Raw genomic sequence first — 12882 nt, 5'->3', positions numbered from 1 at the left:
GTTTCGGCTCCACTAGTCCTGTACGGGTGGATACTCCACAGGTGCTCCCGCTGGGCGGGCCGTTTCAGCGCAGCGGATCGTACGAGATCGCCTCGACGGGAGTGCCCGCCCGCTGCAACGCGTACGCGGTGGTCTTGACCATCGACGGCGAACCGCAGATCTGCACCTGACGATCGGCCCACGACCCGAAGCGGCTCACGACCGCGCCCATCGGCCCACGTAACCGCTGGTGCAGGCCGGCGGGCGGTTCGGGACTGGGATACGGGTGCCACCAAGGATTCTCGTCCTCCTCCGTGACGGGGACGACGGTGAGCCACGGGTTGCTCAGCGACAGGTGCCAGAGCGTCTCGATGTCGTACAGGTCGCACGGGTAGGCGCCGCCGACGAACAGGTGGACGCGCGGATTGATCCCGCGGTGCGCCATGTCCATCACCTGGGCGCGCAGCGGGGCCAGGCCGGTCCCGCCCGCGATCATCAGCACGTCCTTGTCGCTCTGCAGGTCCACCCGCAGTCCACCCAACGGGGAGCTGAGCTGCCAGCGGTCACCCACCGCGGTCTCGTTCACCATCGCCGGGCTCACCCACCCACCCGACACGCGTCGCACGTGGAACTCGATCTGGCCGAACGGGTTCGTCGGGATGGCGGGCGAGAGGTAGCGCCACATCTGCGGCCGCTGTGGAATCTGCACGCTCACGTACTGGCCGGCCGCGTACGGGATCGGAGAGTCGCACTCGAGCCGGATGATCGCCAGATCGCGCAGCACCCGCTCGTGGCTCACGACCGTCGCCCCCCACAGCGCGGGGAAGTCGTCGGCGTCCGCGGCGTCGGACATCGTCGTGGTGATCAGCGCGATCAGTTCCCGCCACGCGGCGTCGCTCGCCGGGCTCCACGGCTCGTCGGAGTCGACGTCGCGGACCGCGTCCAGCAGGGCGTTGCCCGCCGCGGCGTAGTGCTCGCGCTCCACGCCGTACTTGCGGTGGTCGCGGCCGAGCTGGGCGAGGAACGGCAGCAGCCGGTCGGTGTCGTCGAGGCCGCGCACGATGAACTCGACCGCCGAGACCAGCTTGGCGCGCTGCGCGTCCATGCCGGCCGGGAACAGCGACCGGCACTGGGGCAGTCGCCCGAAGAACTGCGTGTAGAAGGTGCGGGCGAAGCGGTCGCGGTGATCGGGGGACGCGGTGACGGTAGTGAAAAGTGAGCGGATGAGCCCGATCTCGGCCGTGTCCACGTCGTCCTCCCTCGCGTGTTCCGTGGCCCGGGCGTGGGAAACCGACCGGCACCGCCTACCAGTGTGCACCGCTCCGGGAGGAGGCCCGCCGCTGACCTTGCCGACCGTGGGGGAAATCTCTTCGAGAATCTGGAAGTTGAGTGGAACAGACTCAAGGTTTCGTTCGTTGAGGAGAACGACAGCCGCGCGGATCCGTCCGTCACGGCACAATGCTTACGTTCGTTCGTCGCAAGGAAGGTGACCAGTGGACTCGTTCTCTCCCACCACCAAGACCCAGGCCGCGCTGACGGCTGCGCTGCAGTCGGCGTCCGCGGCGGGCAATCCGGACATCCGGCCCGCACACCTGCTGGTGGCGCTGCTCGATCAGACCGACGGCATCGCCGCGCCGCTGCTCAAGGCCGTCGGGGTCGATCCGACGGTGGTGCGGCGCGAGGCGCAGGTCATCGTCGACCGGCTGCCGCGCGCCACCGGCGCCACCACCCAGCCGCAGCTCGGCCGGGAGGCGCTCGCCGCGATCACCGCGGCGCAGCACCTCGCCACCGAACTCGACGACGAGTACGTCTCCACCGAACACGTCATGGTGGGGCTCGCGTCCGAGGACTCCGACATCGCCAAGCTCCTCGTCGGGCACGGCGCCACCCCGGAGGCGCTGCGGGACGCGTTCACCGCCGTCCGCGGCAGCGCGCGCGTCACCAGCCCCGACCCCGAGGGCACCTACCAGGCGCTCGAGAAGTACTCGACCGACCTCACCGCGCGGGCCCGCGAGGGCAAGCTCGATCCGGTCATCGGCCGCGACACCGAGATTCGCCGCGTCGTGCAGGTGCTGAGCCGGCGCACCAAGAACAACCCGGTGCTCATCGGTGAGCCCGGTGTCGGCAAGACCGCGATCGTCGAGGGGCTCGCGCAGCGCATCGTCGCCGGTGACGTACCGGAGTCGTTGCGCGGCAAGACCGTCATCTCGCTCGACCTCGGGTCGATGGTGGCCGGCGCCAAGTACCGCGGCGAGTTCGAGGAACGCCTCAAGGCCGTGCTCGACGACATCAAGAACTCGGCCGGCCAGGTCATCACGTTCATCGACGAGCTGCACACCATCGTCGGCGCCGGCGCGACCGGCGAGTCGGCGATGGACGCCGGCAACATGATCAAGCCGATGCTCGCCCGCGGTGAGCTGCGGCTGGTCGGTGCGACGACACTCGAGGAGTACCGCAAGTACATCGAGAAGGACGCCGCGCTCGAGCGTCGCTTCCAGCAGGTGCTGGTCGGCGAGCCGTCCGTCGAGGACACCGTCGGCATCCTGCGCGGGCTCAAGGAGCGGTACGAGGTGCACCACGGCGTGCGCATCACCGACTCCGCGCTCGTCGCGGCCGCGACCCTGTCCGACCGCTACATCACCTCGCGCTTCCTGCCGGACAAGGCGATCGACCTCGTCGACGAGGCCGCGTCGCGGCTGCGCATGGAGATCGACTCGCGTCCCGTCGAGATCGACGAGGTGGAGCGGACCGTCCGTCGGCTCGAGATCGAGGAGATGGCGCTCGCGAAGGAGACCGACGCCGCGTCGAAGGATCGTTTGGTCAAGCTCCGCGAGGAGCTGGCCGACGACCGCGAGAAGCTGCGCCAGCTCACCGCCCGGTGGCAGAACGAGAAGAACGCCATCGACTCGGTACGCGGGGTCAAGGAGCAGCTCGAGGCGCTGCGCGGCGAGGAGGAGCGCGCCGAACGCGACGGCGACCTCGGCAAGGTCGCCGAGCTGCGCTACGGCCGGATCCCCGAGCTGGAGAAGCAACTCGAGGCCGCCGCTGCGGTGTCGGACGGCGCCTCGGACGGGGCCGTCATGCTCAAGGAGGAGGTCGGTCCGGACGATGTCGCGGACGTCGTCGCCGCATGGACCGGCATCCCGGCCGGCCGCATGATGGAGGGCGAGACCGCCAAGCTGCTGCGGATGGAGACCGAGCTCGCCAAGCGGGTCGTCGGGCAGACCGAAGCCGTGCAGGCGGTCTCGGACGCGGTCCGGCGCGCCCGGGCCGGTGTCGCCGACCCGAACCGGCCCACCGGATCCTTCCTGTTCCTCGGCCCGACCGGTGTCGGCAAGACCGAGCTCGCGAAGGGACTCGCGGACTTCCTGTTCGACGACGAACGCGCGATGGTGCGCATCGACATGTCCGAGTACAGCGAGAAGCACTCGGTGGCACGGCTCGTCGGCGCCCCTCCCGGCTACGTCGGCTACGAGTCGGGCGGCCAGCTCACCGAGGCGGTGCGCCGGCGCCCGTACAGCGTGGTGCTGTTCGACGAGGTCGAGAAGGCGCATCCGGACGTGTTCGACATCCTGCTGCAGGTGCTCGACGACGGCCGGCTCACCGACGGCCAGGGCCGCACGGTCGACTTCCGGAACACCATCCTGATCCTCACCTCCAACCTGGGCGCGGGCGGTGACCGCGACCAGGTGATGGCCGCGGTGCGGTCGGCGTTCAAGCCGGAGTTCGTGAACCGGCTCGACGACGTCGTCGTCTTCGATCCGCTCTCGGAGGAGCAGCTCGAATCGATCGTCGACATCCAGCTCGCCCAGCTGGCCACCCGTCTCGCGGCGCGGCGGCTCACGCTGGAGGTGTCCGACGGGGCGCGGCTGTGGCTCGCTGTGCGCGGCTACGACCCGCTGTACGGCGCCCGTCCGCTGCGTCGGCTCATCCAGCAGGCGATCGGCGACCAGCTGGCCAAGCTGCTGCTCGCGGGCACCGTCCGCGACGGCGACACCGTGCCGGTGACGGTCTCCGAGGACGGCGATCACCTGGTGCTCGGGTAGGCACTTCGTGCCCGTGCGCCTTTCCGGTAGGGGGTACTACCGAAAAGGCGCACGGGCCGAATGGCTCAGCCCGTGAACGGCGGAACGAAGAAGCACGGCACCGGACGCGGATTCGCCGGGTCCAGCGCGTTGAGCACGTGCGTGGCGGCGATCGGGTCGGCGGCGATGCCCGCGTGCTCGGCGTAATCGAGCGCGCAGCCGTCCTGCACGACGATGTTGGTGGCGTTCGGCGCCTCCACGAAACCCGCCGTGTACGGCACGACGGCTTCGTCGTAGCGGGTCATGATGTTCGTGTACGTCACCTGCGGCACGTACGGGCCGCCCTCGTTCATCTTGTCCATGAAGTCGGTGCCGGCCGCCATCTGGAAGCAGGCCCCGCACAGCTTTCCGAGGGTGTCCGCCTGGGCCTGCTCGAGTCCCATGCGCTTGACGGTCGGGGCCAGCTGCGAGACGCCGAGGGCGTCGATGCCCTTCCACAGGGGCGCGAGGGAGACGTACTTGTCGACCTTGTCGGCGCCGCCCAGGAACTTGAGGTAGTAGCTCGGCATCAGTGTGCCCTGCGAGTGCCCGACGACATTCACCTTCGACGCCCCGGTCGCCGCGAGCACTCGGTCGACGAACTGTCCGAACTGCTGCGCGCTCTGCTCCATCGGCAGCATTCCGCCGATCGCGCTCACCGGCCACGGCATCCCGGGGACCCCGCCGTAGGTCAGGGCGAACACGCAGTAGCCCTCGTTGGCGAGCAGCGGCGCGTACTTGCCCCAGTTGGTCTGCTGTCCACCGCCGGTGCCGTGCACCAGGATCACCGGCTCGGGATGCTCGGCGGTGGGCTTGCACGAGAAGTCGTTGGAGCCGGGCAGCGAGCCCGCAGGATTGAACAGTTCCGGCGGGATGCCGGAGAAGAAGCCGTCGGGCACCGCGAGCGGTGGGGTCGGCGCGGCCTGCGCAGTACCCGCCGCCAGGAGTAGGGTCGAAGCTGCTATTGCAAGTCCCGCGAACAACTTTCGCACGTGAGCTCCCTGTCTCGGTGTGGCGTCCCGACCGCTCGGGGGAACCTAGCACGAGCGGTACCGCCCGTAACGTGGAATGCCTGGACTGAAACGTCCGGGGCCGCATCACCGACAGACAGGGGGAAATCGACTACGAAGGGGTGGCAACAATGGGTTCGGCTGCAGACATCACGTCCTGGCTCGCGGAGGGGTACCTCGCGGGTGACCCGATCCGGTATCCGCTCTACGTCGGCTCGATGTTCCTGGCGATGCCGCTCCAGCTTCTCGGTCTCATCACGGGGCATCCCTTCTGACCGGGTCGAACGACCCGATTCGTGGTGCGCTCCACGAGTTCTTCGTCGATACTCGACTCGATCGGGGCTCGACTACCAACTCGAAGAGAGCGACCGCGACATGGCTACGAGCAGTGCGAAGAACGGCAACGGCGGACCGGCACCATCCGATCTGATCGATCAGCGCATCGACGAACTCGGTGACTGGCGGGGCGAGAAGCTCGCCAGGATTCGGGAGTTGGTCAAGCAGGCCGATCCCGAGGTGGTCGAGGAATGGAAGTGGCGCGGGGTCCCGACGTGGTCGCACGCCGGAATGATCTGCACCGGTGAGACGTACAAGAAGATCGTCAAGGTCACGTTCGCCAAGGGTGCGGCGTTGGACGACCCCTCGGGCGTGTTCAACTCCAGCCTCGACGGAAACACGAGGCGCGCCGTCGACTTCCACGAGGACGACGAGATCGACGCGGCTGCCTTCACCGCGCTCGTGCGCGCCGCGGTGGAGCTGAACCTGTCGAAGTGAGTGCATCCGCCCGCGCGGGTGCACCTTCACGGACGCATGGGTTCGAGTGACGCCATGTCGATCTCGATGAGCGTCGGCCCCGGCACCGTCAGGGCCTCAGCCAGTGCGGCGTCGAACTGGGCTGCGGAGGTGACATGTGCCGAACGGGCACCGAACGACTCGGCGAGCCTGGTGAAGTCGGGCGTCGCGAGTTCGACGTCGTGCAGCTCTCCGTCGCCGATCCGGGCCTCGATGTTGCGGAGCATCTGGTAGCCGGCATCGTTGAAGAGACAGATCACGACGGGGGCGTTCGCCTGGACCGCGGTGGCGAGTTCCCCCACGCTGAGCATGAATCCGCCGTCACCCTGCAGGACGATCGCGTGCGTGCCGGACGCGAGAGCCGCCCCGATCGCCAGCGGCAGCCCCGGACCTATCCCGGCAGCAGTGGAGCGGATCGATGTGCGTGGTTCCCGGATCTCCAGGAGACTCTCACCCCACACGTACGCGGGAACGGTCGCGTCCCGGACCACGACGCCGCCGCGTGGACGCCTGCGGTTGATCGACTCGCAGATCGCGGTCTGATCGCGACCGGCCTTGGTGCGCTGCTCCGCTCGCACGGATGACGCTGCTGCGCGACCGAGTTCGAGATGGGCGGTGCGCGCGGCGACCTCGCCCACGGCACGCTCGGAGAGCGCCTTGGTCAGCATCTCGAGCCCGACCTCGGCGTCACCGATCACGGCGACCTCGGGTGGATAGCCGCGGCCGATCACGGAGGGGTCCACGTCCAGGTGAACCATGCGGGTGGGGAACGGCACCGTCCACTCGCCGGTCGGGTACTGCTGGAACCGTGTGCCCACCGCGAGGAGTACGTCGCACCGGGAGACGAACCCTCGCATCTCCGCGGTGGTGGCGACCGCGCCCAGCGCGCGTTCACCGTCCTCGGGCACGGACCCGCGGCCCTCGCGACTGGTCAGGATCGGCGCGTCCCACTTCTCTGCGAACCGACGCAGCGCGGTTTCGGCACCCGACCGGATGACGCCCCCACCGGCCCAGATCAGCGGACGCCGTGCGGACGAGAGCAGTTCGGCGGCACGGTCGACGGATTCCCGGGTCGGTCGTGTCCGCGGTGTCGGACGGGCCGCTTCCGAGTGCAGCGCGGCGACGGGAATCTCGAGCCCCTCCTGTTCCTGCAGGTCCGTGGGAATCTCGACGGCCACCGGCCGAGGCCTGCCGCGCACTGCCGTCCGGCCCGACTGCACGACCGTCTCGGCGATCTCGTCGGCCCGCTCGATCGTCCTGACATCACCGCACACCGACCGCAGCATCGCAGCCTGGTTGTCGGCCTCGTGCACATAGCCGAAACCGCGACCGAGGTAGCGGGATTCCACCTGGCTGGTGATCAGCATGACCGGCGACGACGCGTGATGGGCCTCGTACATGCCGCCCATCGCGTTGGCCGTTCCGGGACCGGTGCTCACGATGGCCACCGCGAGCCGACCCGTCGTCCGGGCGTATCCGTCCGCCGCGTGTGCGACACCCTGCTCGTGCCGGCAGCCGACGACACGGATCCTGGCACGCTGGTGGATCGCCTTCAGGATCGCCAGATTGTGCGCGCTCGGTATCGCGAACACGCAGTCGACGCCGAGCGCCTCGAGGGCCAGGGCCACTGCCGTTCCGCCGTTGCCGACGACCGATTCGGGGAGGACGCTGTCCGTCATGTTCGCTCGTTCCTTTCACGGTGACGACATCGAATCCTGCGGCGTAGTGCGATGTTCGAGCGGTACCCCGGCGGTGTGACCGCCGGGGTACGTGACCGTGCGAGGTGTCAGCTCTCGATGATCGCGAAGCCCTTGTAGCCGGAATCGGCGACCTCGGTGATGATCTGGCGGTAGCCGGCGAAGCCGCCGAGGAACGGCATGAACACCCGCGGGCGGCCGGGGATGTTGGCGCCGAGGTACCAGGAGTTCGCGGTGTTCAGCAGCGATGCCTCGGCGCGGTTACGGCATTCCTCGACCCAGTCGGCGACCGCTTCGGGGGTGCCCTCGATCGCTGTGGCGCCGCGGTCGTCGAGGTAGGCGATGGCGTCGGCGACCCAGTCGACGTGAAGTTCGGAGTGCAGCACCATGTTTGCGAGCACCGACGGGCTGCCGGGTCCGGTGAGGTTGAAGAAGTTGGGGAAGCCGTCGATGCCGAGTCCGAGATAGGTCTCGGGGCCGGCGGCCCACTTGTCCTTCAGCGCCAGGCCGTCCCGGCCGACGATCTCGAGCTTGTCGAGTGAGCCGGTCATGGCGTCGAACCCGGTGGCGAGGACGATCGCGTCGACGTCGTAGTGGGCATCGGTGGTGTTGATGCCGGTGGCGTCCATGCCGACGATCGGTGCGGCCTTGAGGTTGACGAGGTGGACGTTGTCGCGGTTGTAGGTCTCGTAGTAGCCGCTGTCGGTGACGATGCGCTTGGCGCCGATCGCGTGATCGTTGGGGATGAGCAGTTCGGCGATCGCGGGATCGTCGATGACGGCGCGGATCTTCTCCTCCCAGAACTCGCGGGCGGTGTCGTTCGCGGCCTGGTCGGTGAGCTGGTCGGCGAACGTCTTGGAGTACAGGACGCCACCGAGCTTCCAGCGCTCCTCGTAGGCGGCGCGGCGTTCCTCCTCGGATGCCTCGAGCGTCAGCTTGGGATGCGCGCGGTGCGGGGAGCCGCCGCCGGACTCCCACGACAGGCGGCGGCGTTCGGCGTAGCCCGCCTTCTGCTCGGCGCGGGTGGCGTCGTCGAGCGGGGCGTTGCCGGCGGGGACGCTGTAGTTCGCGGACCGCTGGAACACGAACAGCTGGTCGGCCTGCTCGGCGATGTGCGGGATCGACTGGATACCGGAGGAGCCGGTGCCGATCACCGCGACGCGCTTGCCGGTGAAATCGACGCCCTCGTGGGGCCAATACGCGGTGTGGAAGACATCGCCGGTGAAGGTGTCGAGGCCGTCGAAGTCGGGGGTGTTGGCGTTCGACAGCGGTCCGGCGGCGACGACGAAGAAGCGGGCCGAGACGACGTCGCCGCGGTCGGTGCGCACGGTCCAGCGCAGGGAGTCCTCGTCGAGGGTCGCGGACGTGACGCGGGTGTCGAACTGGATGTCACGGCGCAGGTCGAAGCGGTCCGCGACGTGCTCGAGGTAGGCGAGGATCTCCGGCTGGGTGGCGTACTTCTCGCTCCAGTCCCACTCCTGCTCGAGTTCGGGGGAGAACGAGTACGAGTAGTCGACGGACTCGACGTCGCAGCGGGCGCCGGGGTAGCGGTTCCAGTACCAGACGCCACCGACCCCGGAGGCGGCCTCGAAGGCGCGGACCGTGAGGCCCTGCCGGCGGAACCGGTGCACCGCGTAGAGTCCTGCGACACCGGCGCCGACCACGACGACGTCGTACTCGGCGGCGTTCTCGGGTGCCGAATCCTGTCCGTTCACGAATATGTCCTTCCACGAGCGTGAGCTGCGCCGGCCCCGAATCGGACCAGACCTCACGGTTCTTGCGATGAATTCACGCTATGGCGGTGTGAACCACGTGACAGCGGACCGTCCCGCCCAGCGGACGGTTTCCCTGCGACAGGGACTTTCGGCAGCCGACGAAACCGCCCTCTTGCAGGGTTTATGTGGCTTCGCGGGCGCGGGGGGAGGCTCCCACCACGAGGGACGATTCGAGCCCCCGACGCACTCGGTAGCCTGGGCGGCGTGCCAACCCCGACTCCCGATCCGACGAGCGCGCGCCTCGACAGCTGGATGTGGGCTGTGCGGCTGTTCAAGACGCGGTCGCAGTCCGCGTCGGCGTGCCGATCCGGGCATGTCCGGGTGAACGGCGCCGCCGCGAAGGCGTCCGTCCAGGTCAAGCCGGGTGACGAGGTGCGGGTCCGGATTGCCGGCCGCGAGCGGATCGTCGTGGTGGTCCGGCCGGTCGCCAAGCGGGTCGGCCCGCCGGTTGCCGCCGAATGCCTGCAGGACAACAGCCCGCCGCCGCCCTCGCCCGAAGTGATCGCGTCGATTCCGCGGCGTGACCGCGGTGCCGGCCGTCCGACCAAGCGTGAGCGCCGCGACATGGAGAAGTTTCTGGGGCAGTAACCCCGCGCGCATACCGGCGGCGACGGTTCAGACGGATCTCAGAATTCGGCTCTACGCTGTGGTGTCGGCTGGAAGCAGTCGCATCGACCTGTCGGATCCACCGACGGAACGGGAGAAGGCCCACCATGACGAACCCCGACGATCCGCGCACCCCACAGGAACGCGCGTACGACCCTGCCGAGCAGGGGTCGGACGAGACCGTCCAGTGGGCTCGCCCGTCCGACGGCCCGACACAGCAGATGGGACCGGTCGGCACGCCGGCCCCGGACCAGCCGACGGAGCAGTACTACACGGCCGATCCGTACCAGGCCTACGGCACGCAGGCGCCCGAACCGACGCAGGCGTACCCGACCTACGATCCGCGCTACGACCCGCAGGCCGTGCCGCCGAACGCGACGCAGGCGTATCCGACCTACTACGGCGCCGGCGGCTATCCGCCGGGCGGTTACCCGCCGCCCGGACAGCCGCCCACCGGTGAGGTCCCGCCGCTCGAGAACGGGCCCGGTGGGAAGTCCGGCCGCAAGGTGGGGCTGTGGGCCGCCGCCGGTGCCGGCGTCGTGCTCCTGGCCCTCGGGCTGATCGTGGGGCTGATGCTGAGCGGGAAGTCTGACGAGTCCGATCCGGCGTCCGCCCTGTCGCCGCGCACGTCGGCGCCCGCGGTGCCCCCGCGCGCCGGGGCACCGGCTCCGACGCCGGAGCCCGACACCACGTCGCCGTTCGAGAACCTGCCCGGCGGCATCGGCGACGTCATCGGCAAGGCCGGCACGGCGATGGGCACCATCACCGCCAACGACGGCGGCACGCTCACCCTCGACGGGCTCGGCGGAACCACGATCACCGTGAAGACCACGCCGGACACCTCGCTGATCTCGTTGACCGCGAACAGCATCGCCGAGCTGAAGCCCGGCGAGTCGGTGCTGGTGCAGGGCGACAAGGTGAAGGACGGCACCCTCACCGCCAAGCTGATCATCGGCACGACGCTCCCCGAGTTCGGAAACTGACGCGCGGCACCGGATGCCCGGAACTACGCCGGGAGTGGCTAGGCTGACCCTCGATGACGGCTATGTGGTTCGGATTGGCAGTGATAGCGCTCGCGGGTGCTGTCGTGCTGCTCTATGTCGATCGTTCGCGTCGTGACCAGACCGGTCGGGTGCGACAGATCTGGGCGAAGGCGCAGGGATACACCTACAACACCGCGGACGAGCATCTGCCGTCGCAGTGGCATCGCGCGGCGCTCGCCAAACAGGAGTACCTGGGCGCCGTCGACGTCGTGCGCGGCGTCCGGCGCGGTGAGCAGTTCGTGTTGTTCGATCTCGAGGACACGGCGACCATCGTCGCGGTGCACCGGGAGGTCGGCTCCGACGTCGACATCGATCTGCGCCTGAAGTCCACGCCCCCACCGCGGGACAACGACCTGAACCTGCTGGGCGCGATCGGCCCGCGCGTCGTCTTCGCGACTGACCTCGAGATCGCCCGCCGCGTGTGCGATCAGCGGATGGTGACGTTCACCGAGTCGGTTCCCCCGCAGTTGCAGATGCTGTGGAGCGAGGGCGAGTGGACCCTGGGCTCGCTGCCGATCGGCAGCACGGGCCGCGACTGGGACGCTGCGATCGAGGTCGTCGCCCGGTTGTCGGGGATGCTGCGGGTGCTGCCGCCGGCCGTCGAGCCGCCGGCGATGCAGCCCGTCGCGCACGATCCCGGCCGGCCGATCGCCGCCGAACCGGTTCCCGAATAGCGGCTCGGACCCCACCCCAGTAGATTCCGCACCTGTGGTTGTTGTGTCGGGTGTTGCTCTTGTTGTTGTTGTGATTCTTGTGGCGTGGGCGGTGTCGGTGTTCCGGCAACTGCGCCGCGCCGATGCGAACCTGCGAACGGCGCTGTCGCTGATCCACGCCGAGATGGACCGGCGCTACGAATACGTGCCCGGGCTCGTGCTCGCCGTCGCGGACACCGTCGGCCGCGAACTGGTCAGCACGGTCACCGGGGCGCGTTCTCTGGCGATGCGGGTCCGCGAGGAGAACCTGGACCTCGGCCGGCAGGCCGGTGCCGAGAACGCGCTGTCCGCGGTACTGGCATCGCTGCTCGGCACCGCACGCAGCTATCCGGCGTTGCGCCGCGACTGGGCGTTCGTCCGTCCCGCGCACGAGATCGATCAGACCGAGACACGCCTCGCCGGTGCAGTCACCGTCTACAACGACCTGGCGCGCCAGCACAACGACTCGCTCGCGCGCTTCCCCGCCGGCCTTCTCGCGCGCGTCGGCGGGATCGTCGCGGCGCCGCTGTTCGAGGCGACATTTCTCGAGATGCCGGCGAGCGCCGAGGCGGCGTCGGCCGCCGAGCGCGCGGCCTGAGGGGCGCCAGCGCTGTGACCTGGCCGCCTCGCTAGGCTCGACACGACGAAATGTCACTGACTTCGAACGATGATGGGAGCGGCCGATGACGGATCGCGACGAGCTCGCCGCGCTGGTGCGCGAGCTGGCGGTGGTGCACGGAAAGGTCACCTTGTCCTCCGGCAAGGAAGCCGACTACTACGTGGACCTGCGCCGCGCGACCCTGCATCACCGGGCCGGACCGCTGATCGGCAAGCTGCTGCGCGAACTGGTCGCCGACTGGGACTTCGCCTCCGTCGGTGGACTGACGATGGGCGCCGACCCCGTCGCGATGGCCGTCATGCACGCCGAGGGTCGACCCATCGACGCGTTCGTCGTCCGCAAGGCCGCCAAGGCGCACGGCATGCAGCGTCAGATCGAGGGCCCCGACGTCGTCGGCAAGCGCGTCCTCGTCGTCGAAGACACCACCACCACCGGCAACTCGCCGCTCACCGCCGTCAAGGCGCTGCGTGACGCCGGCGCCATCGTCGTCGGTGTCGCCACCGTCGTCGACCGCGCCACCGGCGCCGACGCCGTCATCGCCGCCGAGGGCCTCGAGTACCGCTCGCTCCTCGGCCTCGACGATCTGGGTCTGAGCTAGCCAGTTC

General features: G+C 69.2%; 12 protein-coding genes. 8 read left to right on the top strand and 4 right to left on the bottom strand.

The window, feature by feature from the left end; genetic code table 11:
• Positions 1-64: 64 nt before the first annotated feature.
• Positions 65-1228: an FAD-binding oxidoreductase gene (locus ABEU20_RS22195; protein ID WP_420166526.1), complete on the bottom strand. Its 1164-nt coding sequence runs from the start codon at positions 1226-1228 to the stop codon at positions 65-67.
• Between the two features lie 244 nt (positions 1229-1472).
• Here ABEU20_RS22195 and clpB point away from each other — a divergent pair, with 244 nt between their 5' ends.
• Positions 1473-4025 carry an ATP-dependent chaperone ClpB gene (gene clpB / locus ABEU20_RS22190; protein WP_420166525.1) on the top strand — a complete coding sequence of 851 codons (2553 nt, stop codon included), beginning with the start codon at positions 1473-1475 and terminating at the stop codon, positions 4023-4025.
• A 65-nt stretch (positions 4026-4090) separates the two neighbouring features.
• Here the strand turns inward: clpB and ABEU20_RS22185 are convergent, their stop codons facing one another.
• On the bottom strand, positions 4091-5035 hold the full coding sequence (locus ABEU20_RS22185) for an alpha/beta fold hydrolase (protein WP_420166524.1): 945 nt from the start codon (positions 5033-5035) through the stop codon (positions 4091-4093).
• Between the two features lie 149 nt (positions 5036-5184).
• Here ABEU20_RS22185 and ABEU20_RS22180 point away from each other — a divergent pair, with 149 nt between their 5' ends.
• Positions 5185-5328 (top strand): hypothetical protein, encoded by a 144-nt coding sequence (locus ABEU20_RS22180; RefSeq protein ID WP_005517726.1) that lies wholly within the window; start codon positions 5185-5187, stop codon positions 5326-5328.
• A 100-nt stretch (positions 5329-5428) separates the two neighbouring features.
• Positions 5429-5827, top strand: a complete 399-nt coding sequence (locus ABEU20_RS22175; protein ID WP_420166523.1) for a DUF1801 domain-containing protein — start codon at positions 5429-5431, stop codon at positions 5825-5827.
• Positions 5828-5853: 26 nt separating this feature from the next.
• Here ABEU20_RS22175 and ABEU20_RS22170 read toward each other — a convergent pair whose 3' ends face one another.
• Both ABEU20_RS22170 and ABEU20_RS22165 read right to left on the bottom strand, forming a co-directional pair.
• Positions 5854-7524 carry a thiamine pyrophosphate-binding protein gene (locus tag ABEU20_RS22170; protein WP_420166522.1) on the bottom strand — a complete coding sequence of 557 codons (1671 nt, stop codon included), beginning with the start codon at positions 7522-7524 and terminating at the stop codon, positions 5854-5856.
• A 107-nt stretch (positions 7525-7631) separates the two neighbouring features.
• Entirely contained in the window at positions 7632-9257 is a 1626-nt protein-coding gene (locus tag ABEU20_RS22165) for a flavin-containing monooxygenase (protein ID WP_420166521.1), read from the bottom strand.
• A gap of 264 nt (positions 9258-9521) precedes the next feature.
• Here ABEU20_RS22165 and ABEU20_RS22160 point away from each other — a divergent pair, with 264 nt between their 5' ends.
• The 5 genes from ABEU20_RS22160 (at position 9522) to pyrE (ending at position 12875) form a co-directional block, all read left to right on the top strand.
• Positions 9522-9905: an RNA-binding S4 domain-containing protein gene (locus tag ABEU20_RS22160; RefSeq protein WP_420166520.1), complete on the top strand. Its 384-nt coding sequence runs from the start codon at positions 9522-9524 to the stop codon at positions 9903-9905.
• Positions 9906-10030: 125 nt separating this feature from the next.
• Complete coding sequence (locus tag ABEU20_RS22155; protein ID WP_420166519.1) at positions 10031-10906, top strand: DUF5666 domain-containing protein; 876 nt, start codon at positions 10031-10033, stop codon at positions 10904-10906.
• A 62-nt stretch (positions 10907-10968) separates the two neighbouring features.
• Entirely contained in the window at positions 10969-11640 is a 672-nt protein-coding gene (locus ABEU20_RS22150; RefSeq protein WP_420166582.1) for a type III secretion system chaperone family protein, read from the top strand.
• A 70-nt stretch (positions 11641-11710) separates the two neighbouring features.
• Positions 11711-12256: a LemA family protein gene (locus ABEU20_RS22145; RefSeq protein ID WP_420166518.1), complete on the top strand. Its 546-nt coding sequence runs from the start codon at positions 11711-11713 to the stop codon at positions 12254-12256.
• Positions 12257-12341: 85 nt separating this feature from the next.
• Complete coding sequence (gene pyrE / locus ABEU20_RS22140) at positions 12342-12875, top strand: orotate phosphoribosyltransferase (RefSeq protein WP_005517738.1); 534 nt, start codon at positions 12342-12344, stop codon at positions 12873-12875.
• The last annotated feature ends 7 nt before the right edge of the window (positions 12876-12882 follow it).

Source organism: Rhodococcus parequi (assembly GCF_046042785.1).
In the GTDB taxonomy this organism is placed as follows: Bacteria; Actinomycetota; Actinomycetes; order Mycobacteriales; family Mycobacteriaceae; genus Prescottella; species Prescottella parequi.
This window is presented reverse-complemented; position numbering and strand designations above follow the sequence as displayed.